This is a genomic window from Streptomyces sp. NPDC002144 (assembly GCF_053593695.1).
Genome location: NZ_JBSFDB010000002.1, coordinates 376,690 through 402,341, shown reverse-complemented (window position 1 = coordinate 402,341; position 25,652 = coordinate 376,690). Strand labels below are relative to the sequence as shown.

Genomic DNA, 25,652 nt, shown 5'->3' with positions numbered 1-25,652 from the left:
CCGCCCGCGTGTGCCACGAGAGCCGTGGGCGGAGGGGCTCTCCCTCCGGGTGCCACCGGAAGGAACCCCATCGGGGAAACCCCCACTGGAGGGGACGCCCCATCCCCATCACGTCGAAGGGACGACGGACGACGATGTTCCATCCCAGACGCACACTACGGGCCCTGCTGCTGCCGCTCGTGGCCGGGCTCGCCCTCATCGCCCTGCCCGCCACGACCGCGCACGCCGCGAGCACGCTGACCAACGGCGGCTTCGAGTCCGACGGCGCGGGCGTGGCCACCCCGGCCGGCTGGTCCGAGTACGGCGACACCGGCGCCTCGTACACCGAGTCCGGTGGCCACAGCGGCGGTTACCGCCTGTCCCACTACTCGTCCTCCGCCTACAAGGTGGAGACGTACCAGTACCTGTCGGGGCTGACCAACGGCAGTTACACGCTGACCGCCTGGGTCCGCTCCAGCGGTGGGCAGAACTCCGCCTACATGGCCCTGAAGAACTGCGGCAGTTCGGAGCAGCGCACGGACCTGCCGGTGTCCACCAGCAGCTGGGTCCGCATCGTCACGTCAGTCAAGGTGACCAACAACCAGTGCACCGTCAGCATCAACAGTGACGCGAACGCGGGCAACTGGATCAATGTTGACGACCTGACCTTCACATCCGGATCGACCGGCCTGTCGATCAAGGGTGCCGACATCTCCTCCCTCGCCAAGAGCGAGGCACTCGGCGGCGTCTACCGAACCGGCTCCGGCACCGCCGGCGACGCGGTCACCATCCTGAAGAACGCCGGCATGAACTACGCCCGCCTCAAGGTGTGGGTCGACCCGGCCGACGGCTACAACAACAAGACCCGCGTGCTGGCCATGGCCAAGCGCGTCAAGGCCGCCGGCATGAAGCTGCTGATCGACTTCCACTACTCGGGCACCTGGGCCGACCCGGGCAAGCAGACCAAGCCCGCCGCCTGGTCCGGCCACGGCTACAGCCGGCTGAAGACCGACGTCTACAACCACACCTACGACGTCCTGAGCGCGCTCAAGGCGCAGGGCACCACGGCCGACATGGTCCAGGTCGGCAACGAGATCAACGGCGGCATCCTGTGGAGCGAGGGCTCCACCGACAACTGGTCGCAGCTCGCCGGACTGCTCAACTCCGGCTACAGCGCGGTCAAGGCGGTCTCCGCCGGCACGCAGGTCGCGCTGCACCTGGCCAACGCCGGTGACGACTCCACGGTCCGCTGGTGGTTCGACAACGCCAAGACCTACGGCATCGACTACGACGTGATCGGCCTGTCGTACTACGGCTACTGGCACGGCTCGCTCGCCGCCGCGCAGACCACTCTCGACGACGTGGTCTCCCGCTACGGCAAGCCGGTCTTCGTCGCCGAGACCGCCTACCCCTTCACCCTGGCCCAGGACGACCCGCTGGAGAACCAGATCGACACCAGCGGTGAACTGGTCACCGGCTACCCGGCCACCCAGGCGGGCCAGCTCGCGTGGATGAACGCGGTCGCAGGCATCGTGGAGGCGGTCCCCGACCACAAGGGGCTGGGCGTCTTCTACTGGGAGGCCACCTGGACCGCGGTCACCGGCAACGGCTGGGACCCGGCCGACTCCACCTCCGGCAACGGCTGGGAGAACCAGGCGCTGTTCGACTACAACGACAGGGCCACATCGGCCATGAGCTGGTTCGGCCACCGCTGAGCCGACGAGCCGAGGGCCCGGTCGCAGGGGAGCGGCCGGGCCCTCACCCCTCACGCCCGGTTCCTGCGGGGGAGGTACTCACCGTGCTCGTCCTCGTCCTCCTCGTCGGGCTCGTCCGTGTACCCGAAGCGCTCACACAGCAGCCGCCCCACCAGGGCCCCGCCGTACACGACGAAGCCGACGCCGACCAGCCAGGACTCCACGACCAGGATGGCTCCCATCGGGCCGTAGCTGACCGCGTTGGTGACCAGCAGGGGAGTGAACACCAGGTAGGAGAACCAGCGCAGGCCCACCAGACCCGCCATGGTCGCGAGGGCGCCGGGCAGCAGATGGCGCCACTGCACCTGGCGGTGGAGCAGGAAGTGCGGCCCCCACCAGAAAAACAGCACCCCGATGGCCACGCTCAGCACGATGCGCGGCGGTCCCTGCAGCACGTTCCGGGTCTGCACCTGCGCGTACACGTACATCATCAGGACGACCAGCCACACCACCTGCTGCCACAGCCGGTGCCAGGGACCGGCGTACGGCTTCCAGATCCGCTCGTAGCCGCTTTGCACGCTGGAGGCGAAGGACAGGCCGAACAGGGCCAGCAGCGCGATGCTCCAGGCTCCGGTGGTGCTGACGACCCGCTTGGGCGGGCCGAAGACGCTGGTCAGCGCCTGCGCGGAGCGGCCGGACAGGTCCATGCCGTCCACCAGCCACAGCGCGAACCCGCCGTGCCCCAGCGGGTCCGCCGCCGCGACCACGATCAGCAGCGGTGCGAGCGTGACCAGGGCCAGGGTCGCGAACCCCATGGCCCGGTGCAGCAACTCCAGCTCCTTGCCCCGCCGGTGCAGTTCGGCAAGCCCCAGCCGATGCCACCAGGCGGCCGACCGTGACATGGGGACCACCCCTTCTGGATTCCGGTACGCCTTTACGCGCATGGTCCGGTGGGGACACTGGGGGCGATGTCCAGAGTGGCCCCGAAACCCCGGAGGTAAACCTGATCGGGTGACGCGGTACCCGGTGTGCCGTCGTCCGCATGGCAGCGTGAACCGTCCGACCTCGTCGAGGAGCTTTCCATGGAGCGTGCCACCGAACTCGTCCCGCTGCGATACGTCGCCATCGGCGGCCGGGGCCCCGAGGACGTCGTCGCCGACGCCCGCGGCCGGGTGCTGACCGGAGTGGAGGACGGCCGCATCCTGCGCGTCGACGGTCTCACCGGGCCCGGGCCGGCCCGTGTGGAGGTGCTCGCCGAGACCGGGGGCCGCCCCCTCGGCCTCGAACTCCTTCCCGACGACGTCCTGTTGGTGTGCGACGCCGAGCTGGGGCTGCTGCGGGTCGATCTGCGCGAGGGCATCGTCCGGATCCTCGCCGACTCGGTGGCGGGGGAGCGGCTGCGCTTCTGCAGCAACGTCGTGGCCCTGTCCGACGGCAGCGTCTGCTTCACCGTCTCCAGCCGCCGCTATCCCCTGGACCAGTGGATCGGCGACATCGTCGAACACTCCGGCACCGGCCGGCTGCTGCGCCTGGTGCCCGGCAGCGAGCGCCCCGAAGTGCTGATGGAGGGGCTGCAGTTCGCCAACGGCCTGGCGCTGAGCGCCGACGAATCCTTCCTGGTCGTCGCCGAGACCGGCGCCCGCCGCCTCACCCGCTACTGGCTCACCGGTGCGCGGGCCGGACGCGGTGAGCCCTTCACCGAGAACCTGCCCGGCATGCCCGACAACATCTGGCGCGCCGCCCCCGACGGACCCATCTGGGTCTCCCTGGCCGGCCCGCGCGTCCCCCCGCTCGACCTGCTGCACCGCGCCGCCCCGGCCGTGCGCGCAGCCGCCGCCCGCGTCGCCGTCCACGCCCCCTACCGCCCCACCGGCACCGTCGGCGTCCTCGCGGTCGACGACCGGGGCGGGATCGTCCACCACCTCGCCCGCCGCCGCTCCGGCTACCGCTTCGTCACCAGCGTCTGCGAGGCCGGCGGTCACCTGGTCCTGGGCAGCCTGTGGGAGCGGGGCCTGGCGGTGTGCGAGCGACCGGCCCCGAAATGACCTCGGCGCGGCCCGGGCGCTACCCTGTAGCCCGGCCGCGACCCCTCGCGGCGCGGCGGTGGGGCCCGCCGTACCCGAACCGCGGCTGTGGTGCCGCCAACGGTCCCTACTTGCGAAGGAGCGGCGCCCGCACGCCCGGGCCCCGGCGAGTAGGAGACGTACGCCATGACTGCCCCGGAAGCCGAGAGCCTGCGCGCCCGCCCCCGTACCCCGCGCCCGCCCGCCTGGCGTGCCCAGGCGCCCGTCGTCGCGGTGGTCGCGCTGGGCGGCGCGATCGGCGCCACCGGACGGTACGCGCTCTCCCTGTGGTGGCCGGCCCAGCCCGGCGGCTTCCCCTGGGCGACCTTCTGGACCAACGTCGTCGGCTGCGCCGTGATCGGCGTGTTCATGGTCGTCATCACCGACATCTGGGCCGCCCACCGCCTGGTGCGCCCCTTCTTCGGCACCGGCGTGCTCGGCGGCTTCACCACCTTCTCGACCTACGCCGTCGACATCCAGAAACTGGTCGACGCCGGCCATCCCCGCACCGGGCTGGCCTATCTCGCCGCGACCCTGCTCGCGGCCCTCTCGGCGGTGTGGCTCGCGGTGGCCGCGGCCCGCCGCGTCCTGAAGTGGAGGCAGCCATGACGAGGCTGACCGGCAGCGCCCTGCGCGTGACCGTCTTCATCGGCGAGAACGACACCTGGCACCACAAGCCCCTCTACTCCGAGATCGTGCACCGCGCCCACGCGGCCGGCCTCGCCGGCGCCAGCGTCTTCCGCGGCATCGAGGGCTTCGGCGCCTCCTCACTGATCCACACCTCGCGGCTGCTGTCGATGAGCGAGGACCTGCCGGTCGCGATCGTCGTCGTGGACACCGAGGAGCGGGTCCGGGCCTTTCTGCCGCAGCTCGACGAACTCGTCGACGAGGGTCTGGTGATCCTCGACGACTGCGAGGTCATCCGGTATGTCGGCCGCGCGGACGAACCCGGCAAAACGGTCACGAAGGGTAAGAAGTCGTTGTGAACTGGCTGTTGGTCGTCGCGGGCGCCGTGATCGGCGCCCCGCTGCGGTATCTGACCGACCGGGCGGTCCAGTCGCGGCATGACTCCGTCTTCCCCTGGGGCACCTTCCTGGTGAACGTCTCCGGCTGCCTGATCCTGGGCCTGCTGACCGGCGCGGTGGCCGAGGGGGCCGCCGGAAGCCATCTGCAGCTGCTGCTGGGAACGGGCCTGTGCGGGGCCCTGACGACGTACTCGACCTTCTCGTACGAGACCCTGCGCCTGTCCGAGACCGGTGCGGGGCTCTACGCTGCCGCCAACGTCGTCGGGAGTGTGGCGGCGGGCCTCGGCGCGGCATTTGTCGGGGTGACGCTCGCCCGGGCCCTGTGGGCCGGGTGACTTGACCCCGCGCGCGCGTAGTAAGACTGTCTACAGCACTGTCGACCAACCTTCTCAGAACTGGATTCCATGAGCGTCATCAACGTCGGTCAGGCCGCCGTCCTCGGAGTCGTGGAAGGGCTGACCGAGTTCCTTCCCGTCTCCTCCACCGGACATCTGAAGATCACCGAGGGGCTCATGAGCATCCCCGTCGACGATGACGCCGTCGTCGGCTTCTCGGCCGTCATCCAGGTCGGCGCGATCGCGGCCGTGCTCCTGTACTTCTTCAAGGACATCGTGCGGATCTGCGCCGCCTGGGGCCGCGGGCTGGTCCACAAGGAGGAGCGCTACCACCACGACTACAAGTTCGCCTGGTGGGTCATCTACGCGACCATCCCGATCGTGATCGTGGGCCTGGCCGCCAAGCCGCTCATCGAGGGTCCGCTCGCCTCCCTGTGGGTGGTCGCCGCCTCGCTGATCGTCGGCAGTGGTGTGATGTGGGCGGCGGACCAGATGGGCCGGCACAAGCGCGGTGAGGACGACACCACCTTCAAGGACGCGATGCTGGTCGGCGGCTCGCAGATCCTCGCCCTGCTCTTCCCCGGCTTCTCCCGCTCCGGCGCCACCATGTCCACGGCCCTGATCCTGGACCTGGACCGGGTGGCCGCCACCCGGCTCTCCTTCTTCCTCGGCATCCCCGCCCTCACCGGCGCCGGCCTGTACGAGCTCAAGGACGCCCTCGGCACGGGCGTGGGCGCGGCTCCTCTCGCCGTCGGCACGGGCGTCTCCTTCGTGGTCGCCTACGCCTCCATCGCCTGGCTGCTGAAGTTCGTCGCCAAGCACTCCTTCAACGCGTTCGTCATCTACCGGATCATCGTCGGCGTGCTGCTGCTCGGACTGCTGGCCACCGGCGGGCTGAGCAGCTGACCGCGGCGGGGCGCGGGGCCGTATTCAGGCCCCGCGCCCCGTGAATCTCTCTTTTCACAGCCCTTGACATCTCCCGTACGTCACCCGGAGGATCGCTCCCGTGAACCTGTCAGACAGCAAGACAGCCAGTCAGGGTCCGCGGCGCGTCAGCGCCATGGAAGCGGTCCTCGGGCATCTGCGTGCCGCCATCGAGAACGGCGACTACGCGGTGGGGGACAAGCTGCCTTCCGAGGCCGAGCTGTGCCGCACCCTCGAGGTCAGCCGGCCCGTGCTGCGCGAGGCCCTCAGGGCGCTGCAGACGATGGGCCTGACCGTCTCCAAGACCGGCAAGGGCACCTTCGTCGTCGCCAGCACCGTCGAGGACCCCACCTTCGGTGACTACGCGGCCAGCGACCTGCTGGAGGTGCGCCGCCACGTGGAGATCCCGGTGGCGGGCTACGCGGCCCAGCGCCGCACGCCCGAGGACCTGGACCACCTGACACACCTGCTGGAGCGCATGGAGCGGGAGACCGACACCACCTCGTGGGTCGCCCTCGACACGCTGTTCCACCTCGCCGTCGCCCAGGCCGCCCAGAATCCGGTCTTCCGCCGGGTCATCGAGGAGATCCGCGACGCACTGGCGCGTCAGTCGGCCTTCCTCAACGAACTGGGCGGACGCCGCGAGCAGTCCAACCGCGAGCACCGGGCGATCGTCGAGGCGCTGATGGACGGTTCCGAACTCGACGCGGTGGACGCCATGGCGCACCACCTCGACCGCGTCGAGACGACCCTCACCGACATCGTGCGCCCCCCGCGCACGGACCCATCCACGGAAGGCGGACCCGAGGCGTGAGCGAGCAGTCCCTGCACGAGGGCGTGCAGAAACGTTCTGGCCATGTCGACGCCGGAGACGCGGGCTACAGCAAGTCCCTGAAGTCCCGGCACGTCAACATGATCGCCATCGGCGGCGCCATCGGCACCGGCCTCTTTCTCGGCGCGGGCGGCCGGCTGGCCGACGCCGGACCCTCCCTGTTCATCGCCTACGCGGTCTGCGGCGTCTTCGCCTTCCTCGTCGTGCGCGCCCTCGGCGAACTCGTCCTGTACCGGCCCTCCTCCGGCGCCTTCGTCTCCTACGCCCGCGAGTTCCTCGGCGAGAAGGGCGCCTACACCGCGGGCTGGATGTACTTCCTCAACTGGGCGACCACCGGCATCGCCGACATCACCGCCGTGGCCACCTACACCCACTACTGGGGCATGTTCTCCGACATCCCCCAATGGTTGATCGCATTGATCGCCCTCGCCGTCGTGCTGACCGTCAACCTGATCTCGGTCAAGATCTTCGGTGAGCTGGAGTTCTGGTTCGCGATCGTCAAGGTCAGCGCCCTCGTGGTCTTCATGTGCATCGGCATCTTCCTGCTGGTCACCCAGCACCCCGTCGACGGCGCGCACCCCGGCCCGGCCCTGATCACCGACAACGGCGGTGTCTTCCCCAACGGCCTGCTGCCCATGCTGCTGATCATCCAGGGCGTCGTCTTCGCCTACGCCTCCGTCGAGCTGGTCGGCGTCGCCGCCGGTGAGACCGAGAACCCCGAGAAGATCATGCCCAAGGCGATCAACTCGATCATGTGGCGCGTCGGCCTCTTCTACGTCGGCTCGGTCGTCCTGCTGTCGATGCTGCTGCCCTGGAACAAGTACAGCTCCGCCGAGAGCCCCTTCGTGACCGTGCTCTCCAACATCGGCATCCCCGCGGCCGGCGGCGTGATGAACCTCGTCGTCCTCACCGCGGCCATGTCCTCGCTCAACTCAGGCCTGTACTCCACCGGCCGCATCCTGCGCTCCATGGCCATGTCCGGCTCCGCGCCGAAGTTCACCCGCGTGATGAGCCGCAGCCAGGTCCCGTACGGCGGCATCCTGCTCACCAGCGGTATCTGTGTCCTGGGTGTCGGCCTCAACTTCGTCGTCCCGGCGGACGCCTTCGAGATCGTCCTGAACTTCGCGGCGATCGGCATCCTCTCCACCTGGGGCATGATCATGGTCTGTCACCTGCTCTTCTGGCGGAAGACCCAGAGGGGCGAGCTGACCCGCCCCGGCTACCGGCTGCCGGGCTCCCCCTGGACCGAACTCGTGACGCTGGCCTTCCTCGCCTCCGTCCTGGTCCTCATGTACGCCGACGGAGGCGCCGGCCGCACCACCGTGCTGTGCCTGCCGCTGATCGTCGCAGCCCTGGTCGGCGGATGGTTCGGCATCCGCGGCCGCGCCGGACGCACCTCCACCCAGAACACATCGAACACATAGACCGGAGCCGGCGCGTGAGCCACGCGCCGCTCCCTGACAAGAGGCAGTGATGTTCAGCAGTTCCGTCGCGGACGCACCCCAGATCCGCGAGCCCCTCCACGCCCCCGTCGCCCACCTGATCCGCGGCGGGGTCGTCGAGGGCATCCACTACGGTTCCGTCGTCGTCCTCGACACCGACGGGAAGGTCGCCTTCCAACTCGGCGACATCGAGGCCGCCTTCTACCCCCGCTCGGCTCTCAAGCCCGTCCAGGCCGTCGCCATGGTCCGGGCCGGGCTGCCGCTCGACGGCGAACTGCTCTCCCTCACGGCGGCCAGCCACTCCGGCGAGGAACGCCACCTCGCCGGGACCCGGCGGATCCTCGAACTCGCCGGGCTGACCGAGGACGATCTGCGCAACGTCCCGGACATGCCGTTCGGCCCGGCCGTACGGGACGCATGGGCCCGGGAGGGGCGCCCGCCCTCCCGGCTCGCCCAGAACTGCTCCGGCAAGCACGCGGCGATGCTGTACACGTGCGTGCTCAACGACTGGCCGCTCGAGGGGTACCTCGACCCGGCGCACCCCTTGCAGCAGGCGATCGCCGAGATCGTCGAGGACCTCACCGGGCAGGGGATCGCGCGGGTGACGGTCGACGGGTGCGGGGCGCCTCTCTTCTCCGTCTCCCTGCACGGGCTCGCACGGGCCGCCGCACGGATCACCACGGCCGCCCCCGGCACGCCGGAGGCCCGGGTGGCCGACGCGATGCGTTCCCATCCCGAGATGGCGTCGGGTGCCGGGCGGGATGTCGCCGCGCTGATGGCGGCCGTGCCGGGGCTGCTCGCCAAGGACGGGTTCGAGGGCGTTCAGGTCGCCGCGCTGCCGGACGGGCGGGCCGTCGCCGTGAAGATCGCGGACGGGGCGAACCGGGCGCGGGTTCCTGTGGCCGCGGCGGCGTTGGCGTGGGCCGGGGTTGATCCCGGGCTGCTCGTCGAGTTTCAGGGGGAGCCGCTTCTCGGGGGCGGTCAGGCGGTCGGGTGTGTGCGGCCCGTTCGTTCGCTGGAGCCGGTTGTCGTGTCCGCTTGCGCCTAGGGCTCTGCCGGATACGCAGTTGCGCGGCTGCGGGCCGGATGGGCTGGTCGCGCCCACGCGGCGGTAGCCGCACATCAATGACGTCCCGCGCCCCAACGGGGGCGCTTCACTTCCGTACCTCAGAAAGAGGACCCTGCCCCTCATGACCACCGTCGTCACCCGTAGCGAACACGATCTGCTCGGCGACCGGGATGTTCCCGCCGATGCCTACTGGGGAGTGCACACCCTGCGGGCCACCGAGAACTTTCCCATCACCGGGACTCCGATCTCCGCCTATCCGCACCTCATCGATGCGCTGGCCGCCGTCAAGGAAGCCGCGGCTCTCGCCAACGAGGAACTCGGGCTGCTGGCGCCGGAGAAGGCCGCCGCCATCGTGGCGGCCTGCCGGGAGATTCGGGACGGCAAGCTGCACGATCAGTTCGTCGTCGACGTGATCCAGGGGGGTGCGGGGACCTCGACCAACATGAACGCCAACGAGGTCGTCGCCAACCGGGCGTTGGAGCTGCTGGGGCACGAGAAGGGGCAGTACCGGTTCCTGCACGCCAACGAGGACGTCAACCTGGGGCAGTCGACCAATGACGTCTACCCGACCGCCGTCAAGATAGCGACGGTGTTCGCGGTACGTGGACTGCTCAAGGCGATGGCCGTACTGCAGGACGCGTTCGCCCGCAAGGCCGTCGAGTTCCGCGATGTGCTCAAGATGGGCCGTACACAGTTGCAGGACGCGGTGCCGATGACGCTCGGTCAAGAGTTCTCCGCGTATGCCGTCATGATTGACGAGGACCGCCACCGTCTTGACGAGGCCGTCCAGTTGATCCATGAGATCAACCTCGGGGCCACGGCCATCGGCACCGGGCTCAATGCTCCGGCCGGATACGCGGAGGCGGCCCGCCGTCATCTCGCGGCGATCACGGGGCTGCCCCTGGTCACCGCCGCCAACCTGGTCGAGGCGACCCAGGACTGCGGGGCGTTCGTCCAGATGTCCGGCGTGCTCAAGCGGATCGCCGTCAAGCTGTCGAAGAGCTGCAACGACCTGCGGCTGCTGTCGTCCGGGCCGCGTGCGGGACTCGGGGAGATCAACCTGCCGCCGGTGCAGGCGGGGTCGAGCATCATGCCGGGCAAGGTCAACCCGGTGATCCCCGAGGTCGTCAACCAGGTCGCCTTCGAGGTGATCGGCAACGACGTCACCATCACCATGGCCGCCGAGGCCGGTCAGCTCCAGCTGAACGCCTTCGAGCCGGTCATCCTGCACTCCCTGTCGGAGTCCGTCACGCATCTGCAGAGCGCCTGCCTCACCCTCGCCGAGCGGTGCGTGGACGGCATCACCGCCAACACCGAGGCGCTGCGGGCGACCGTGGAGAACTCCATCGGCCTGGTGACCGCCCTGAACCCGCACATCGGGTACACGGCCGCCACCGACATCGCCAAGGAAGCCCTCGTCACCGGGCGGGGAGTGGCCGAACTCGTCCTGGAGAAGGGTCTGTTGCCCGCCGAGACGCTCGCCGACCTGCTGCGGCCCGAGGTCGTCGCCGGCAGCGGCTCACCCCTGGTCTGACCAGCAGCTCCTGATCTGCGGCGACGCGCCGGGACCGTGCGGAGGCACAATAGTGATCATGACAACGACGTCGTCCTTCGCTTTCCAGCCGGTCCTGGAGCGCATCGCCGAGGAGATCGAACGCACCCCGGACCGCGGCCGGCCCGCCGACTACATCCCGGCGCTCGCCGCCTGCGACCCGCGCCGCTTCGGCATGGCCGTCGCGGAGCTGGACGGGACGGTGTACGGCGTGGGGGACTGGCGCGAGCCGTTCTCCACGCAGTCCATCACCAAGGTCTACACCCTCGCTCTCGACCTGGCCCGCGAGGGCGACGAACTGTGGGAGCACGTGGGCCGCGAGCCCTCCGGCAACCCCTTCAACTCCCTGGTCCAGCTGGAGTACGAGAACGGCATCCCGCGCAATCCCTTCATCAACGCGGGCGCGCTCGTCGTCACCGACCGCCTGCAGAGCCGTACCGGGGACGCGGCCGGTGAACTGCTCGGTTTCCTGCGCTCCGAGAGCGGCAACCCGGCCCTCGACTTCGACAAGGACGTCGCCGCCTCGGAGGCCGGGCACGGCGACCGCAACGCCGCGCTCGCCCACTTCATGGCGTCCTACGGCAACATCGACAACCCGGTACCGGTCCTGCTCGACCAGTACTTCCGGCAGTGCTCGATCACCGCATCCTGCGCCGACCTCGCGCTGACCACCACCTTCCTGGCCCGCCACGGCGTGCGCGCCGACGGCACCCGGCTGCTCACCCGCAGCCAGGCCAAGCAGGTCAACGCCGTGATGCTGACCTGCGGGACGTACGACGCGGCCGGCGACTTCGCCTACCGCGTCGGCCTGCCCGGCAAGAGCGGTGTCGGCGGTGGCGTCATCGCGGTCGTGCCCGGCCGCTGCACGCTGTGCGTGTGGAGCCCGGGCCTCGACTCGCGCGGCAACTCCGTGGCCGGCGTCGCGGCACTGGACCGCTTCACCACCCTGACCGGACTGTCGGTGTTCTGACCGGCCCCTGAGTCCCCGGTCACCCCTGGAACTCGGTCAGCAACGGCACCAGCACGGACGCGTGCCCCATCAGCCGCGCATGTGTGGTGTCCGTGAGGACGGCCAGGCGCGCCCAGGGGGATGAGGTTCTGCATCTCGGCCGCGGGTAGAGCGGTGCGTGCGACGCCCCCGTGACCAATCACACGCCGGTCACACGCAGGTCCCCGGACCGCAGGCGGCACGTCAAGTTCCGGCCACCCGGCGTTGACACGCTGAACGAGTGTTGGCCATGGCTTTCCCCGTCGATCTTCGCCGCTGTCAGGTCCTGGGCCTGGCCGGCACCGCCTTCCTCGCGTTGGGCGGTGAGACGGCCGGTGCCCTTCCCGTCCAGGAACTGCTGACCCCCGCCAACGTCCGCGCGGCGCTGGGGCTGGTCGGTGTCTACTTCGGTGTCGTCATCCTCATAGCGGCCTGGGTGCTGCTCGGCCGGCTGGTGCGCGGCGCCGAGCCGCCCAGCCCGCGCTCACTGCTGCTGGTGCTCGCCACCTGGTCGGCACCGCTGCTGATCGCGCCACCCCTGTTCAGCAGGGACGTCTACAGCTATCTGGCCCAGGGCGCCATGGTCGACGCCCACATCGACGTGTACGCCAACGGACCCGCCCAGCTCGGCGGCCCGCTCGCCGACGAGGTCGCGCCGCTGTGGCAGCACACCGGAGCGCCGTACGGCCCGGTGTTCCTCGCCGTCGCCTCCCACCTGTCCGACCTGACCCGGGGCCAGCTCCCCGCCGGTCTCGTCGGGATGCGGCTGGTGGCGCTGCTCGGGGTCGCGCTCATGGCCGCGGCGCTGCCCCGGCTCGCGCGGCACAGCGGCGCGGACCCGGCCGCCGCGCTCTGGCTCGGCGCCCTCAACCCGCTGGTCCTGCTCCATCTGGTCGCCGGCGCCCACAACGACGCGATCATGCTCGGGCTGCTCGGCGTCGGCCTGGTGGCGGCGCTGGGACGGTGGCCGGTCCTGGGGGCCGTACTCGTGACGCTCGCCGCGCTGGTCAAGGCGCCCGCGGCGCTCGGGCTCGCCGCGGTGGTGGTCCTGCAGGTGCGCGCGGGGCGACACCCGGCGAGGGCCGTGCTGACGACCGGTGTCGCCACCGCGGCCACCACGGTCGCGGCCACGGCCGTCGCCGGAACGGGATACGGCTGGATAGGTGCCCTCGACACCCCGGTCTCCGCGCACAACTGGGCGCTGACCAGTCTCCTCGGCCGCGCCACCGGCGCCCTGCTGGAACACCTCGGCAGTGACCTCGCGCCGCTCGCCCTGCCCGCCTGGCACGTCCTCGGTCTCGCCGTCACCGCCCTGGTGATAGCGGCCATATGGTGGCGGCTGCGCCCCCGCCCGGTCTACGCGCTGGGCCTGAGCCTCGCCACGGTCGCCGCCTTCGGCCCGGCCATCCGGCCCTGGTACGCCCTGTGGGGCCTGTTCCTGATAGCCGCCGCGGCGCCCACCACCTCGATGCGGCACCGGGTGGCGGCCGTCACGGGCGTACTGGCGCTGGCCACGCTGCCCAGCGGCGGTCCGGTGGACACCGGGCAACTGGTGCTGGCGGTCTCCGGGGGCGTGCTGGCCGTGGTGGTCCTCTGGCAGGCCCAGCAGGCGGCCCAGGCACCCGTGTTGGGACACACCGCATGACCCCGCCCCGCACCGACCGCGGCAGGCTGCTGCTGGTCCTCGCCGTCGCCGCCGCCGTCACGGCCTTCACCGTGACCGTGCCCCTGTTGCGCGACTGGTTCGACCTGCGCGTCTACTACGGCGCCGTCAACACCTGGATCCACGACGGTGGACGGCTCTACGACTACCAGGTCCCGGGGACGACCTACGGCTTCACCTATCCGCCGTTCGCCGCCGTCGCCATGCTGCCGATGTCCCTCATCGGCCTGCACACGGCGATCGCGATCGCCCTGCTGCTCAACCTGGCGGCGCTCGCGCTGATCGTGCACCTGCTGACCGAGGGGGCGTGGCGGCGCTACGGCTGGTACGGCTGCGCCCTGGGCGCCTGTGTGCTCGCGCTGTTCGAGCCCCTGCGCGACACCTTCAGCTTCGGACAGGTCAACCTGCTGCTGTTGGCCCTCGTCCTTGTCGACGCCTGTCTGCTGCGCACCGGACGGGACCGCTGGGCGGGCGTCGGGATCGGGCTGGCGGCCGCGATCAAACTGACCCCGGCCGTCTTCATCGGTCTGCTCCTGCTGGCCCGCCGCTGGCGTGCCGCCGCCCTCGCCACCGTCGTGACCTGCGCGGCGACCGGCCTCGCCGCCCTGGTGGCCCCGAACGCCTCGCGCTTCTACTGGACCGACGCCCTGTGGGACACCAAGCGGGTGGGCCGTCTCGACTACGTCTCCAACCAGTCCCTGCAGGGCATCCTCGCCCGCCTCGGGGTGACCGACCGCCCCGTCTGGGCGGCGGCGGTGCTGCTGGTCCTCGGCGTCTGGGCGTTCCGCACCCGCCGCGCCCTCGCCTCCGACGACTGGCCGGCAGCCTTCGCCCTCACCGGCCTGACCGCGTGTCTGGTCAGCCCGATCACCTGGGTGCACCACCTGGTGTGGCTGCTGCCGTCCTTCGCCGTCCTGGTCCGTGCCGGGCACCTGCGGATCGCGGGCGCCCTGTACGCGGTGCTGTGCACCAGCGTGGTGTGGCTGTGGTTCCACGACGCGTCCGGCATCGACGGGTTCCTCGGCAGCAACACCTACGCCTGGATCACCCTCGGCCTGCTGTTGTGGCTGCCGGTCGGTCAACTCCCGTCCACGGGCTCACCTTTGGCCCGCAGCACCAAGGCCACCGCTCCCGCGCCGAGCGCCGCGGCACCGGAGATGGCGCCCGTCTCCGCCCACCCCCGCCCGCGTTCCACGGGAGAGGCCACGGGAACCGGGACGGGCGCCGGGCGCGGCTTGACCCGCAGCCCGTCCAGTGACCCGACCGGCGCCACCCGCCCGGCCGCCCCGAACCCCCAGTCGAGCAGCTCCCGCGCCTCCTCGTAGACGGTGAACCCGCCGCCCGTCTGCGGGTTCATCACCGTCACAACCAGCGTGCGCCCGCCCCGGCGGGCCGCGGCGACCAGGGTGTTGCCGGCATGCGTGGTGTATCCGTTCTTGATGCCGATCAGTCCCGGATAGCGGGCCACGCCGTCCGTGCCGCTCAGCAGCCGATTGGTGTTCCGGATCCCGTACGACGATCCGTCCCCGGCGGGGAAGAGTGCCTGGGCCGTGCCGCAGTACCGTGCGAAGTCCGCGTTGCGCAGTCCGGCCCGGCCGAACACCGCCAGGTCGTACGCCGACGACACCTGCCCCGGAGTGTCGTAGCCGTCCGGCGAGCGCACCTGGGTGTCCAGCGCGCCCAGGGCGCGCGCCTTGGCCTGCATCCGCTCGGCGGTCACCCGCCAGCCGCCGTTGAGCGCGGCAAGGACGTGCACGGCGTCGTTGCCGGAGTTCAGGAAGACCCCGCGCCACAGGTCGGCGACCTCGTAGGTGCGCCCCGGGGCGACACCGACCATGCTGCTGCCCTGCCCGATGCCCGCCAGTTCCTCCTCGCTCACCGTGTGCCGGACGCCGGCGGGCAGGGTCGGCAGCACGGTGAGGGCGAACAGGGTCTTCAGCGTGCTGGCGGGCGGCAGTCCGCGATGCGCGTCGTGGGCGGCCAGCACCTCGCCGCTGTCCGCGTCGGCCACCAGCCACGACAACGCGGAGACGTCCGGGAGGCGGGGTACCCCGCGCGGGGCCCGGACCAGTGTGCCGGACCGGTAGAGGAGCGACGGCTGCGGCATCGCCGCCCGGGTGCCGCCGTTCGGCGTGGGCTGCGCGCCGACGGCCACCGCGACGGGGCCGAACGCCAGGACACTCGCCGCGCAGAGCGCGCAGGCCGTGACACAGGCCCGGGAAGAGAATCCGATGGTCATACTTATCAACGTAGGAATCGATCGTCCGGACGCGCCGATGACCGGGCCGGAGGGGGTGCGCCAGCACCCGTATGCCGCAGCGCGTGTCCGTCGGCGGCTCGGCCTCGCGGCCGTCACGGGTCACTCGGCAGGCAGTGTCGGCTGGACGCGCCGCAGGAAGGTCGCATTGTCGGGGGTGGCCCGCAGGTGTTCCAGGAGGGTCTCCAGACCGCCCTGGGCGTCGCGGGTCTGCAGGGCGCGCCGCAGGCCACGGACGGTGGTCAACTCCGCCGGGGAGAGCAGGAGTTCCTCGCGGCGGGTGCCCGAGGGGGTGATGTCGACGGCCGGGAAGACACGGCGCGAGGCGAGTTCGCGGTTGAGGCGGAGCTCCATGTTGCCGGTGCTCTTGAGCTCCTCGAAGAAGTAGTCGTCGGCCCGCGAGCCGGTCTCCACCAGGGCGGTCGCCAGGATCGTGAGCGAGCCGCCCTCCTCGGCGAGCCGTGCGGCGCCGAAGAACCGCTTCGGCCCGAGCAGCGCGCCCGCGTCGACACCGCCGCTGAGGGTGCGGCCGCCGGAGGAGGCCGCGTTGTTGTGCGCCCGGCACAGCCGGGTCAGGGAGTCGAGCAGGATGACGACGTCCTCGCCCGCCTCCACCAGCCGCTTGGCCCGCTCGATGACGAGCTCGGCGAGGGCGATGTGCTGCTTGGCCGCCCGGTCGAAGGTGGAGGCGTACACCTCGCCGCGCACCGAGCGGCGCATCTCGGTGACCTCCTCGGGGCGTTCGTCGAGGAGTACCACCATCAGGCGGCACTCGGGGTGGTTGCCGGCGGCGGCTGCCGCGATCTGCTGGAGCAGCACGGTCTTGCCGGTCTTGGGCGGTGCCACGATCAGCCCGCGCTGGCCCTTGCCGACGGGCGCGATCAGGTCGGCGATCCGGCCCGTGAGCCCGGACGCCGGGTGCTCCAGGCGCAGGCGCTGACGGGGGTGGAGGGGGGTGAGGTCACGGAAGTGACGGCGGCCGCGCAGGTCGTCGGGCGTGCGCCCGTTGACCCGTACGACCTCGGTCAGGGCGCGCCGGCCGTCCCGTACGCCTTCGACGAGGTCGCCCTTGCGCAGGCCGTGACGGCGGATCAGCGCGGGGGAGACGGGCAGGTCGGAGGGCGAGGCGAGAAGGGTCTCGGCGCGCAGGTGCCCCTTGCCGCCCGCGTCGATGTCGAGGACACCGGTGGCGATCTGGGCCTGGGGCTCCTGCCGGACTGGGGGGTGTTCGAGAGTGGTGGTCATGGTGGGTGTCCTTTCGAGGACGGATGGCATGAGACATGCGGAAGGAAGGGGTGGAAGCCGCGACGGGAAGGCGGACAGCGCCTTCGGCGGCGGGAACAGCGCCTCGGGTACGACACGGCCGTACCGGTCACGAGGTGGTGCTGGAGAGCCGGTGCGCCGGCCGGGAGACGGCGGGCGGAGCGGCGAACTGAGAGGGAACCGGCACCGGCGCCCACGACAGGGGGCGAACTCAGGTGCTAGCAGGAAAGTACCACAGGGGGTGCGGCCGTAAACCGGTCAGCGGGAGGCGAGCAGACCGTACAGGAGCGGAATCCGTGGCTCCGGCAGGCGCCACCAGCCGGACGCCGTACGGACCATCTGCGGCCAGCGCGGCCAGGGAAGTTCCTCGCTCTCCCTGAGGCGCCGGATGGTCAGTCCTGCTCCGACCAACGCGTTCACGACCTCGCTTATTCCGTGCATCCACTCGTAACTGTCCGTGGCGCCGTCGACCGCCGGACCGTCGGTGTAGGTGTGTGTCGCGTCCCGGTGCACGGCGCCCCTGCCGCCCAGGTAGTCGTGGCGCAGCAGCAGCTCGGGGCCCTCGCCGGGGGCGGGCTTGGGGCCCAGCGAGTTGAGCAGTGGGTGGAACTCCACGATGTACAGGTGACCGCCGGGGCGCAGGAGCCGGGCGACGACCTCGGCCCACCGCTCCAGGTCCGGGAGGTAGCACAGGGCGCCCTTGCCGGTGTACACGACGTCGAACTGCCGTCCGTCCAGCGCCTGTTGGGCGTCATACACATTCGCCTGTACGTAGTCCACGGGCATGCCCGCCCGCGCCGCGACGTCCCGTGCTGCGGCCACCGACGCCGCGGAGAAGTCGAGGCCGACGGCGCGGGCGCCGCGCTGGGCGAAGGCGATCGTCTCGGTGCCGAGATGGCACTGGAGGTGCAGTACGTCGCGGCCGGACAGGTCGCCGAGATCGTCCCACTCGAAGGAGGCGAACCAGCGCGCCGGGTCGAGGTCCTGGTCGAGGCCGTAGAACCGGCTGGCGAGGTGGACGGGGGTGCGGGCGTCCCAGTTGGCCTGGTTGGCCCGCATGAACCGCGCGTGCTCGTCGGTGGTCATGCCGACATCCAACCGCAGCCCGGTCCCTGGCGGCGGCCGACGCCCGCATACCAGCCATACGAACGCCCGATTGACCGGTTTCTTGTTCCGGTCAGTACCCCTCCCTACGCTGTGGGGCGACTCGCCGGGAAAATCGCTTTCATCAGTGGAACGGGAGCCGGAATAGGAAGGGCGGCGGCGCTGGTATTCGCTGCGGAAGGCGCCAGCGTATTCGGCTGTGACATCGACGAGGACAGCGCCGCGGAAACCGTGGAAATCGTCGAGAAGGCCGGTGGGGTCATGCGGTCCCTCGCACCCGTGGACCTGTCCACGCAGGACGGCGCGAGGGAGTGGATCGACGCCGGGTGGCCGCCTGGCCGCACCTCGTCGCGCGCGGCGGCGGGGCCGTCCTCAACGTCGCCTCCGTGGCCGCCGTACGCGGCGCGCCGTTCCTGCCGATGGTGCCGCACGGGGCCGCGAAGGGCGGGGTGCTGGCGATGAGCAGGCACCTGTGCGCGGCCGGCGCCCCGCACCGCATCCGCGTCAACACCATCGCCCCGGCATGACCCGCACCTCCGCCACCGCCCCCTTCCTCGACGACCCGGACGGTCCGAAGGCCCACTTGGAGGCGCGCATCCCGGTCGGGCGGGTGGGCGAACCGGAGGACGTCGCGCGCGCCGCGGCCTTCCTCTGCTCCGACGAGGCCGCGTTCGTCAACGGCGCCAACCTCATGGTCGACGGCGGCGACAGCGCGATGGCGGGCTGAGCGGCCGTGCACGCCCGACTCGACCACGTCGGCGTCAATGTGCGCGACCTCGCCGCCCAGACCGCCTGGTACCGGGACGCCTTCGGACTGAAGTCCGTCTTCGAGTTCCACCTGGACGGCCCCGGACCGACCGGCGTCGTCCTCGCCCATCCGCACGGCTGGCGCATCGAGCTGCTGGCCCGAGAGGGATCCACGCCCGGCCCGCGGGCGCCGGACCCGATGACTGCCGCCCTCACCGAGGGGTACGGGCACTTCGCGGTCACCACCCCCGAACTCGACCCCGTCTACGCGGCCCTGGTGGCCCGCGGGGCGGGCGAGGTCATGGATCCCGGGCCCTCTCCCGAGCCCGGGTCCGCATGGCCTGGGTCAGCGACCCCGAGGGAAATCTCATCGAACTCATAGAGAAGAACGCAGAGTGAGGGCACGCGCGATGACCGAACCGATTTCGTTGAAAAAGCTCGATACGGGGACGCTGATAGCGTGCTGTATCGCCGTGGCCGCGGCACAGCTGTGCATTACGGTGCCCTCGCCGATCAATTCTGGTGCTCGGCGGGTTCGTCCTCGCCCTCGGTGAACTCCTCGACGCCACCTCCCAGAACATCACGATGCTCTGGATCGGCCAGGCCCTCGCCGGCGTGGGCGCCGCCGCGCTCTTCCCCAGTTCGCTCGCCGTGATCGCCGCCACCCCGGGCGAGAAGGACCGCGCGAAGGCCGTCTCGACGTGGGCGCTGAGCATCTCCCTCGCCTCGGCGATCGGCCCGCTGTCCTCCGGTGTCCTCGCCACCGTCGCCGACTTCCGGTGGGCGTTCGTGCCGCCGGTCGTCCTCGGCCTGGCCGTCGGTGTCACCTGCTGGGTGCTGGTCACCGACTCCAGGGCGCCGGAGGGCCGCAGCCTGGACCGGCCCGGACAGATCTCCATCGCCATCGGCCGGACCGCTCTGCTGTGGGGCATCGTCGAGGGCGGCGACCGAGGCTGGGGCAGCGCGGCCATCGTCGGCGCCCTGTCGCTCGCCGCCGTCGCGCTCGTCGGCTTCGTCCTGGCGGAGAAGCGGTCCGCCTCCCCGATGTTCAACCTGGACCTGCTGCGCATCCCGTCCTTCGCCGCCGCGGCCGTCGTCGCCCTGGCGGGCATGTTCGGCTTCATCGGCACCGCCTACTGCGTCTCCATCCGGCTCGGCGCCGTGATGCACCTGAGCGCGCTGCGGGCCGGCATGCCGTTCGTGATCCTCCAGTTGATCCCGCTGCTGCTCGCCCCCGTGCTGAGCAGGATGCTCACCCGCGTGGAACCGCGCTGGCTGCTGATGGGCGGTCTGCTGCCCATGGCCGCCGGCCAGTTCTGGATCGCCGCCCTGCCGATCATCACCACGTCCCTCGCCGCCTTCATCGGCCCGGTGCTGCTGCTGGGCGTCGGCTTCATCTGCGTGGTCTCCTCGCTCACCTCCGCCGCCGTCAACGCCGTACCGATCACCATGACCGGCATGGCCAGCGGCGCCACCAGCCTGGTGCGCGAGTTCGGCCAGGCGCTCGGTCCCGCGGTGATCAGCACGGTCGCGATGAGTGCCGCGTCCTCGGTGCTGGTGGGCAAGCTCAGCGGCGCGGACGCCGGGATGGAGGCGGCCGCGGGTCCGCTGCCCGTCGTCAACGCCGGGAGCGACAGCGCCCGGGCCGCCGCGCAGAGCGCCCTCGGGCACGGGATGGCGGTCGGCGTGGTGATCTGCGGTTGCGCCTCCCTGCTGGGCGCCCTGGTCACCCTGCTGCTGGTCCGCAAGAACGCCGCCCGTTCGGTGGTGGGCGCGGGCGAAGCGGCGGTTCAGGCGGCGACGGCGTAGGAAACGAGCGGAGCGGGAGGCCGGGGCCCGGTGCCCCGGCCTCTTCGTGCGCGGACGGGTCAGGCGTTGGGGTCGAAGGGGATCCCGGCGGGCATGGAGTGGGCCAGGGCGTACTGGAAGTCGCCGTCCTTGATCTTGATCGTGGCGGCGCCGAAGTCCGCGCTCAGCAGCTTGTCGCGGAAGCCTGCCGGGTATCCGTTCCAGCCGACCAGGCGGGGGTAGAACCAGCCGCCGGTGGCGTTCTCCGGCGGTTCGTCGTTGGCGTTGGCGAAGCGGAAGCAGTGCGTGGAGACGCCGTCCTTGTGGTAGACGACCTTCGGGTGGGTGCCGTCGAAGCGCACTGCCGAGCGCGGTGCCACCTGGTAGCCGCTGTGCTGCGACACCGACACGTACTGGACCTGGTTGTCGCTGATCCACACCACGACGTGCTCCCAGTCGTGCCGGTGGCCGATGGCCGCGGGACCGAGCGTCGCCTGGTCCTTCTCGAAGTAGCTGGCGTACACCACCGCGCACCAGCCGTTGTCGCACTTCTCGCGTGAGTAGGTGTTGGCGTTGGCCAGTTGGGCGTAGTCGTGGCAGTGGCCGTTGACGTCACCGCCGAGTTTGAGGCCCGGGTTGATGGTGCCGTCGGCGCCGATGGCGGCGGTGGCGTAGCAGCCGTCCTTGTCGTAGTCGTAGGCCGGGGAGAAGCTCTGTTCCAGGCCGTCGGCGTTCTGCGGCAGCAACTGCAGGACATCGGCCTGGGCGCTGGTCGGGATCGCGAGGAGCAGTGTCAGGGCGCCCAGGGCGCTGAGGAGGACCTTGGTGGGGGACACAGGTCCAGACCATGACAGTCTGGCGTGTGCGCGTCAAGGCTTGAGGAAAGTCGTAAAGTTGAACTTCGACTGCGGGAGGTCGGCCGGGCATGAGGTGGACGGGCGCGCGCTACACGGACAAGCCGACGGTCGAGGTGCGGACCTGGATCGCCGCCCCGCCCGAGCGGGTGTGGGCGCTGGTGCGTGACATCGGCCTGATGCCGGGCATGAGCGACGAACTCCAGTCGGTGGAGTGGCTCGACGGCGCCGAGGAGCCCGCGGTCGGAGCGCGGTTCCTCGGCCGCAACCGGCACGAGGCGTTCGGCGAGTGGACCACCACCTCGTACGTCATCGAGTGCGAACCGTGCCGCGTCCTCGCCTGGGCGGTGCAGAACCCCGACCGTCCGTCGGCGGTCTGGCGCTTTCGTCTGCACGCCGGCGACGGCGGCACCGAGCTGTCGCAGTGGATGCAGATGGGCCCCGGCCGCTCCGGACTGTCCGCGGCGATCGACCGCATGCCGGAGAAGGAACAGAAGATCGTGTTCGTACGGCTGCGGGAGCTGGAGCAGGCCATGACCACCACCCTGCGTCACCTCAAGAACCGTGCGGAGAACGGCTGATGCGCACCGCGACCACGATCGAGGCCTCCGGCGGTCAACACTGGTCGCAGCAGGCCGACTTCGTCGTGGAGGCGGAGAAACTCGGCCTGGACGTCTGCTGGGTGGCCGAGGCCTGGGGCTCCGACGCGCCCTCCGCGCTCGGCTACTACGCCGCGCTGACCGACCGGATGCTGCTGGGCTCCGGTGTCCTGCAGCTCGGCACCCGCACCCCGGTGGCCGTGGCCCAGACCGCGATCACCCTGTCCAACCTCTCCGGCGGACGCTTCCTGCTCGGCCTCGGTGTCTCCGGTCCGCAGGTGATCGAGGGACTGCACGGGGTGCCGTTCGCCCGTCCGCTGGCGCGTATGCGGGAGACCGTCGAGATCGTGCGCCGGGTCTTCGACGGCGGCAAACTGTCGTACCGGGGAAGCCGGTTCAGCATCCCGCTGCCCGGTGGCGAGGCCGTCCCCATGCGTCTGTCGACCCGGCCCGAGCACCCCGTCCCCGTCTATCTCGCCGCCCTGTCGCCCGCCATGCTGCGGCTGACGGGTGAGGTCGCCGACGGCTGGCTCGGCACCAGCTTCGTGCCCGAGGGCGCGGCCGGGGCGTACTTCGCCCACCTCGACGAAGGGCTGGCCCGTGCCGGACGCACCCGCGCCGACCTCGACGTCTGCCAGGGCGCCGAGGTCGCCTTCGCACCCGACGAGGACGCCCTCGGCGCGCTGACCGCCGGCCGGAAGAAGGAACTCGCCTTCAGCCTCGGCGGCATGGGCTCCGCCTCGACCAACTTCTACAACGCCGCCTACAGCCGCCAGGGCTGGGCGGAGGTGGCCGCCGAGGTGCGGGAGCGCTGGCAGGCGGGCGACCGGGACGGCGCGGCCGGCCTCGTCACCGACGAGATGGTGCTCGCCACGACCCTCATCGGCACCGAGCCGATGGTGCGCCGACGGCTGCGCGTGTGGCGGGACGCGGGCGTGACCACCGTACGGTTGTATCCGGCCGGGACGACCCTGCACGAGCGGCTGGCGACGCTGGGGCGGGCGATCGAACTGGTACGGGAGGTCGACGGCGCGTCGTGAGCGGGACCGAGGAATCCGTCCGCCAGGGTGTCGATTCGCTCCGCCCCCGTTCGTCGGTGGGGTGCAACCAGCTCTGACGACCGGGAGGAATCATGAAGTACATGCTGCTCGTCTGCGGCGACGACACCGCCGACGCCTCGGGCATGGCACCCGTCGAACCCTGGGTGGAGGAACTCGGCGACCGCGGTGCCCGGCTGCACGGCCACCGGCTCGCCCTGCCCGCCGAGGCGGTCACCGTCCGGGTGCGCGGCGGCGAGGTGCTGCGCACGGACGGCCCGTTCGCGGAGACCAAGGAGTACGTCGCCGGCTACGACATCCTCGAGTGCGACAGCCTGGAGGAGGCCGTCGAGGCGGCGGCCCGGCACCCGGTGGCCACCATCGGGGCCATGGAGGTACGGCCCTTCTGGCCCATGTGGGACGAGGAGGACCCCGAGACCGCGATCCGTGCCCTCGACACCCGCCTCACCGAGGCCCACCGTGACCGGGACATCGACGGGGTGCTGGCCTGTTACGCCCCGGACGCCGACGTCTTCCACCTCACCGGCGGGCACGGGCGGCAGGGCCTCGACGCCCACCGCAAGGCCCTGCAAGAGGTGTTCGCGTCCGGGCCCGTGACCCGCGAGGTGCTGGAGTTCCGCGTCCACGTGGACGAGAGCATCGGCTTCGCCCACTCCCTCGTACGGCTGACGGGCACCCGCGCCGACGGCAGCCCCTTCTCCGACACCCTGCGCGTGATCACCGGCTACCGTGACATCGGACTGCGCCGGCTGATCACCCACGAGCAGGCCGTGTCGCTGAGGGAGGCGTGATGAAGTACGCCCTGCTGTTCTCCTCGCCCGTCCGGGATGAGGAGCGGAGCCCGGCCGAGCACGCCGACGACCCGCGGTTCGCCGCCTACTTCGCCGAGGTGCGGGCGGGCCGGGTCACCGGCGGCGCACGGCTGCGGCCGCCCGCCGACGCCACCACCGTGCGCGTGCGGGGCGACGAGATCCTGCTCAGCGACGGCCCCTTCGCGGAAACCAAGGAGTACCTCGCGGGCATCGCGTTCATCGACGTGCCGGACCTCGACGAGGCCGTCGCCCTCGCCGCGAAGCATCCGGCGGCCGCCGACGGCGGCTCGGTCGAGGTACGGCCGGTCTGGGAGTGAGCTCCACGGAAGGGATCGAGGAGGCCGTCGCCGCCGCCTTCCGGGAGGAGTGGGGCCAGGTCGTCGCCACCCTGATCCGGGTGACCGGCGACTGGGACCTCGCCGAGGAGTGCGCGCAGGACGCCTTCGCCCAGGCCCTCGACCGGTGGCGGCGCGACGGAGTCCCGCGCCGCCCCGGCGCCTGGCTGACGACGACCGCCCGCAACCGCGCTCTCGACGTGCTGCGCCGTGAGGCGGTGGGGGCGGCGAAACTGCGGGAGGCGGCCGTGCTGGCGCGCGACGAGACGGCGTACGACGACGGGGACGACAGCGGTGTCCAGGACGACCGGCTGCGGCTGATCTTCACCTGCTGCCATCCCGCCCTGCCCATCGAGGCCCGGGTCGCGCTCACCCTGCGCACCCTCGCCGGGCTGACCACCCCGGAGATCGCCCGCGCCTTCCTCGTCCCCGAGGCGACGATGGCGCAGCGACTGGTGCGCGCCAAGCGCAAGATCCGCAACGCCGGGATCCCCTACCGGGTACCGCCCGCGCACCTGTTGCCCGAGCGCACGACGGGTGTGCTCGGCGTGCTGTACCTGCTGTTCAACGAGGGGTACGCCGCCTCGTCCGGCGCCGATCTGGTCCGCAGGGACCTGTGCTCCGAGGCCGTCCGTCTCGCCCGTCTGCTGGCCCGGCTCATGCCCGACGAGCCCGAGGCGCTCGGCCTGCTCGCCCTCCTGCTGCTGCACGACGCCCGCCGGCACACGCGCGTGGACGCCTCCGGCGAACTGATCACTCTGGAGGACCAGGACCGCACCGCCTGGGACCGCGCCGAGATCGACGAGGGCACCGCCCTGCTGGAGACGGCCCTGCGCCGCGGCCGTCCCGGCGCCTACCAGATCCAGGCCGCCATCGCGGCCTGCCACACGACCGCCGCCACGGCCGATGACACCGACTGGGCGGACATCGCCGGCCTCTACGGCGAACTGGTCCGCTTCGTGCCCTCCGCCGTCGTCCGCCTCAACCACGCCGTGGCCGTCGGCATGTCCGAGGGCCCCGACGCCGGACTCGCCCTCGTCGCCGAACTGGAACGCGAGGGCGATCTGGCCGGCTACCACCTCCTGCCCGCGACCCGCGCGGACCTGCTGCGGCGCAGCGGCCGCCGCACCGAGGCGGCCGAGGCGTACGCCCGAGCGCTGGAGCTGGCGGAGAACGAGGCCGAGCGGAGATTTCTGCGAAGGCGGCTCGCGGAGTGTCGATCGGCGTAGCGGCCGTTCGTCGGTGGGGTGAAACCGCCCCACGGCCCGG

Annotated in this window: 25 protein-coding genes and 2 pseudogenes; 22 read left to right on the top strand and 5 right to left on the bottom strand. The window is 71.3% G+C overall.

Annotated features, from left to right (window positions below; genetic code table 11):
* The first annotated feature begins 134 nt into the window (after nt 1-134).
* Complete coding sequence (locus ACWCQ1_RS04345; RefSeq protein WP_451025817.1) at nt 135-1,694, top strand: glycosyl hydrolase 53 family protein; 1,560 nt, start codon at nt 135-137, stop codon at nt 1,692-1,694.
* A 50-nt stretch (nt 1,695-1,744) separates the two neighbouring features.
* Here the strand turns inward: ACWCQ1_RS04345 and ACWCQ1_RS04340 are convergent, their stop codons facing one another.
* Nucleotides 1,745-2,575, bottom strand: a complete 831-nt coding sequence (locus ACWCQ1_RS04340; RefSeq protein ID WP_451025816.1) for a ribonuclease BN — start codon at nt 2,573-2,575, stop codon at nt 1,745-1,747.
* A gap of 180 nt (nt 2,576-2,755) precedes the next feature.
* On the opposite strand from ACWCQ1_RS04340, the gene ACWCQ1_RS04335 reads away from it, so the two are divergent.
* From ACWCQ1_RS04335 to ACWCQ1_RS04280, 12 genes are all read left to right on the top strand, one after another.
* The gene (locus ACWCQ1_RS04335) at nt 2,756-3,718 is read left to right on the top strand and encodes an SMP-30/gluconolactonase/LRE family protein (RefSeq protein ID WP_451025815.1); all 963 of its coding nucleotides are present in this window, start codon (nt 2,756-2,758) and stop codon (nt 3,716-3,718) included.
* Between the two features lie 165 nt (nt 3,719-3,883).
* Nucleotides 3,884-4,345 carry a fluoride efflux transporter CrcB gene (gene crcB, locus ACWCQ1_RS04330; protein ID WP_133045178.1) on the top strand — a complete coding sequence of 154 codons (462 nt, stop codon included), beginning with the start codon at nt 3,884-3,886 and terminating at the stop codon, nt 4,343-4,345.
* Complete coding sequence (locus tag ACWCQ1_RS04325; RefSeq protein WP_358610343.1) at nt 4,342-4,722, top strand: DUF190 domain-containing protein; 381 nt, start codon at nt 4,342-4,344, stop codon at nt 4,720-4,722. Before crcB (ACWCQ1_RS04330) ends, ACWCQ1_RS04325 begins: the two co-directional genes overlap by 4 nt.
* A complete protein-coding gene (crcB, locus tag ACWCQ1_RS04320; protein ID WP_358610340.1) occupies nt 4,719-5,096 on the top strand; it encodes a fluoride efflux transporter CrcB in 378 nt (125 codons plus the stop codon). The genes ACWCQ1_RS04325 and crcB (ACWCQ1_RS04320) overlap by 4 nt, the downstream gene beginning before the upstream one ends.
* A gap of 69 nt (nt 5,097-5,165) precedes the next feature.
* On the top strand, nt 5,166-6,002 hold the full coding sequence (locus ACWCQ1_RS04315; protein ID WP_133045181.1) for an undecaprenyl-diphosphate phosphatase: 837 nt from the start codon (nt 5,166-5,168) through the stop codon (nt 6,000-6,002).
* A 154-nt stretch (nt 6,003-6,156) separates the two neighbouring features.
* Entirely contained in the window at nt 6,157-6,834 is a 678-nt protein-coding gene (locus tag ACWCQ1_RS04310; protein ID WP_133045332.1) for a FadR/GntR family transcriptional regulator, read from the top strand.
* Nucleotides 6,831-8,276 (top strand): amino acid permease, encoded by a 1,446-nt coding sequence (locus tag ACWCQ1_RS04305; protein ID WP_358610336.1) that lies wholly within the window; start codon nt 6,831-6,833, stop codon nt 8,274-8,276. Before ACWCQ1_RS04310 ends, ACWCQ1_RS04305 begins: the two co-directional genes overlap by 4 nt.
* Nucleotides 8,277-8,325: 49 nt before the next feature.
* Nucleotides 8,326-9,342 (top strand): asparaginase, encoded by a 1,017-nt coding sequence (locus ACWCQ1_RS04300; RefSeq protein WP_451025814.1) that lies wholly within the window; start codon nt 8,326-8,328, stop codon nt 9,340-9,342.
* Between the two features lie 142 nt (nt 9,343-9,484).
* Nucleotides 9,485-10,897, top strand: coding sequence for an aspartate ammonia-lyase (gene aspA, locus ACWCQ1_RS04295; protein ID WP_451025813.1), 1,413 nt, complete (start codon nt 9,485-9,487; stop codon nt 10,895-10,897).
* A 58-nt stretch (nt 10,898-10,955) separates the two neighbouring features.
* Nucleotides 10,956-11,885 carry a glutaminase gene (locus ACWCQ1_RS04290; protein ID WP_451025812.1) on the top strand — a complete coding sequence of 310 codons (930 nt, stop codon included), beginning with the start codon at nt 10,956-10,958 and terminating at the stop codon, nt 11,883-11,885.
* Nucleotides 11,886-12,153: 268 nt separating this feature from the next.
* The gene (gene mptB, locus ACWCQ1_RS04285; RefSeq protein WP_451025811.1) at nt 12,154-13,548 is read left to right on the top strand and encodes a polyprenol phosphomannose-dependent alpha 1,6 mannosyltransferase MptB; all 1,395 of its coding nucleotides are present in this window, start codon (nt 12,154-12,156) and stop codon (nt 13,546-13,548) included.
* Nucleotides 13,545-14,891: a glycosyltransferase 87 family protein gene (locus ACWCQ1_RS04280; RefSeq protein ID WP_451025810.1), complete on the top strand. Its 1,347-nt coding sequence runs from the start codon at nt 13,545-13,547 to the stop codon at nt 14,889-14,891. The genes mptB and ACWCQ1_RS04280 overlap by 4 nt, the downstream gene beginning before the upstream one ends.
* Nucleotides 14,892-14,971: 80 nt before the next feature.
* Here the strand turns inward: ACWCQ1_RS04280 and ACWCQ1_RS04275 are convergent.
* The 3 genes and pseudogenes from ACWCQ1_RS04275 to ACWCQ1_RS04265 form a co-directional block, all read right to left on the bottom strand.
* A pseudogene (locus ACWCQ1_RS04275) lies at nt 14,972-15,673 on the bottom strand (D-alanyl-D-alanine carboxypeptidase family protein); the annotation flags it as partial.
* Nucleotides 15,674-15,925: 252 nt separating this feature from the next.
* Nucleotides 15,926-17,068 (bottom strand): transcription termination factor Rho, encoded by a 1,143-nt coding sequence (rho, locus tag ACWCQ1_RS04270; RefSeq protein ID WP_451025809.1) that lies wholly within the window; start codon nt 17,066-17,068, stop codon nt 15,926-15,928.
* A 276-nt stretch (nt 17,069-17,344) separates the two neighbouring features.
* Nucleotides 17,345-18,172, bottom strand: a complete 828-nt coding sequence (locus ACWCQ1_RS04265; protein ID WP_451025808.1) for a methyltransferase — start codon at nt 18,170-18,172, stop codon at nt 17,345-17,347.
* Between ACWCQ1_RS04265 and ACWCQ1_RS04260 the strand changes: the two genes are divergently transcribed.
* From ACWCQ1_RS04260 to ACWCQ1_RS04245, 4 genes and pseudogenes are all read left to right on the top strand, one after another.
* Nucleotides 18,101-18,652 carry an SDR family NAD(P)-dependent oxidoreductase gene (locus ACWCQ1_RS04260; RefSeq protein WP_451025807.1) on the top strand — a complete coding sequence of 184 codons (552 nt, stop codon included), beginning with the start codon at nt 18,101-18,103 and terminating at the stop codon, nt 18,650-18,652. The genes ACWCQ1_RS04265 and ACWCQ1_RS04260 overlap by 72 nt on opposite strands.
* Nucleotides 18,577-18,917 (top strand): annotated as a pseudogene (locus ACWCQ1_RS04255) (SDR family oxidoreductase). The gene ACWCQ1_RS04260 and the pseudogene ACWCQ1_RS04255 overlap by 76 nt, the downstream one beginning before the upstream one ends.
* Nucleotides 18,918-18,923: 6 nt before the next feature.
* Entirely contained in the window at nt 18,924-19,319 is a 396-nt protein-coding gene (locus tag ACWCQ1_RS04250) for a VOC family protein (protein WP_451025806.1), read from the top strand.
* Between the two features lie 140 nt (nt 19,320-19,459).
* Entirely contained in the window at nt 19,460-20,746 is a 1,287-nt protein-coding gene (locus tag ACWCQ1_RS04245; RefSeq protein WP_451025805.1) for an MFS transporter, read from the top strand.
* A gap of 59 nt (nt 20,747-20,805) precedes the next feature.
* On the opposite strand, the gene ACWCQ1_RS04240 is transcribed toward ACWCQ1_RS04245, so the two are convergent.
* Nucleotides 20,806-21,561, bottom strand: a complete 756-nt coding sequence (locus ACWCQ1_RS04240) for an NPP1 family protein (protein ID WP_359015060.1) — start codon at nt 21,559-21,561, stop codon at nt 20,806-20,808.
* An 89-nt stretch (nt 21,562-21,650) separates the two neighbouring features.
* Here ACWCQ1_RS04240 and ACWCQ1_RS04235 point away from each other — a divergent pair, with 89 nt between their 5' ends.
* The 5 genes from ACWCQ1_RS04235 (at nt 21,651) to ACWCQ1_RS04215 (ending at nt 25,612) form a co-directional block, all read left to right on the top strand.
* Nucleotides 21,651-22,160 carry an SRPBCC family protein gene (locus ACWCQ1_RS04235; protein WP_451025804.1) on the top strand — a complete coding sequence of 170 codons (510 nt, stop codon included), beginning with the start codon at nt 21,651-21,653 and terminating at the stop codon, nt 22,158-22,160.
* Nucleotides 22,160-23,218: an LLM class flavin-dependent oxidoreductase gene (locus ACWCQ1_RS04230; RefSeq protein WP_451025803.1), complete on the top strand. Its 1,059-nt coding sequence runs from the start codon at nt 22,160-22,162 to the stop codon at nt 23,216-23,218. The genes ACWCQ1_RS04235 and ACWCQ1_RS04230 overlap by 1 nt, the downstream gene beginning before the upstream one ends.
* Before the next feature lie 92 nt (nt 23,219-23,310).
* Nucleotides 23,311-24,027: a YciI family protein gene (locus tag ACWCQ1_RS04225; RefSeq protein WP_451025802.1), complete on the top strand. Its 717-nt coding sequence runs from the start codon at nt 23,311-23,313 to the stop codon at nt 24,025-24,027.
* Nucleotides 24,027-24,365: a YciI family protein gene (locus tag ACWCQ1_RS04220; RefSeq protein ID WP_133045197.1), complete on the top strand. Its 339-nt coding sequence runs from the start codon at nt 24,027-24,029 to the stop codon at nt 24,363-24,365. Before ACWCQ1_RS04225 ends, ACWCQ1_RS04220 begins: the two co-directional genes overlap by 1 nt.
* The gene (locus ACWCQ1_RS04215) at nt 24,362-25,612 is read left to right on the top strand and encodes an RNA polymerase sigma factor (RefSeq protein ID WP_451025801.1); all 1,251 of its coding nucleotides are present in this window, start codon (nt 24,362-24,364) and stop codon (nt 25,610-25,612) included. The genes ACWCQ1_RS04220 and ACWCQ1_RS04215 overlap by 4 nt, the downstream gene beginning before the upstream one ends.
* The last annotated feature ends 40 nt before the right edge of the window (nt 25,613-25,652 follow it).

Coding starts and splice junctions, on each gene's coding strand:
- ACWCQ1_RS04345 (WP_451025817.1), top strand. CDS start 135: ATGTTCCATCCCAGACGCACACTACGGGCCCTGCTGCTGCCGCTCGTG.
- ACWCQ1_RS04340 (WP_451025816.1), bottom strand. CDS start 2,575: ATGTCACGGTCGGCCGCCTGGTGGCATCGGCTGGGGCTTGCCGAACTG.
- ACWCQ1_RS04335 (WP_451025815.1), top strand. CDS start 2,756: ATGGAGCGTGCCACCGAACTCGTCCCGCTGCGATACGTCGCCATCGGC.
- crcB (WP_133045178.1), top strand. CDS start 3,884: ATGACTGCCCCGGAAGCCGAGAGCCTGCGCGCCCGCCCCCGTACCCCG.
- ACWCQ1_RS04325 (WP_358610343.1), top strand. CDS start 4,342: ATGACGAGGCTGACCGGCAGCGCCCTGCGCGTGACCGTCTTCATCGGC.
- ACWCQ1_RS04315 (WP_133045181.1), top strand. CDS start 5,166: ATGAGCGTCATCAACGTCGGTCAGGCCGCCGTCCTCGGAGTCGTGGAA.
- ACWCQ1_RS04310 (WP_133045332.1), top strand. CDS start 6,157: ATGGAAGCGGTCCTCGGGCATCTGCGTGCCGCCATCGAGAACGGCGAC.
- ACWCQ1_RS04300 (WP_451025814.1), top strand. CDS start 8,326: ATGTTCAGCAGTTCCGTCGCGGACGCACCCCAGATCCGCGAGCCCCTC.
- aspA (WP_451025813.1), top strand. CDS start 9,485: ATGACCACCGTCGTCACCCGTAGCGAACACGATCTGCTCGGCGACCGG.
- ACWCQ1_RS04290 (WP_451025812.1), top strand. CDS start 10,956: ATGACAACGACGTCGTCCTTCGCTTTCCAGCCGGTCCTGGAGCGCATC.
- mptB (WP_451025811.1), top strand. CDS start 12,154: ATGGCTTTCCCCGTCGATCTTCGCCGCTGTCAGGTCCTGGGCCTGGCC.
- ACWCQ1_RS04280 (WP_451025810.1), top strand. CDS start 13,545: ATGACCCCGCCCCGCACCGACCGCGGCAGGCTGCTGCTGGTCCTCGCC.
- rho (WP_451025809.1), bottom strand. CDS start 17,068: ATGACCACCACTCTCGAACACCCCCCAGTCCGGCAGGAGCCCCAGGCC.
- ACWCQ1_RS04265 (WP_451025808.1), bottom strand. CDS start 18,172: ATGACCACCGACGAGCACGCGCGGTTCATGCGGGCCAACCAGGCCAAC.
- ACWCQ1_RS04235 (WP_451025804.1), top strand. CDS start 21,651: ATGAGGTGGACGGGCGCGCGCTACACGGACAAGCCGACGGTCGAGGTG.
- ACWCQ1_RS04230 (WP_451025803.1), top strand. CDS start 22,160: ATGCGCACCGCGACCACGATCGAGGCCTCCGGCGGTCAACACTGGTCG.
- ACWCQ1_RS04225 (WP_451025802.1), top strand. CDS start 23,311: ATGAAGTACATGCTGCTCGTCTGCGGCGACGACACCGCCGACGCCTCG.
- ACWCQ1_RS04220 (WP_133045197.1), top strand. CDS start 24,027: ATGAAGTACGCCCTGCTGTTCTCCTCGCCCGTCCGGGATGAGGAGCGG.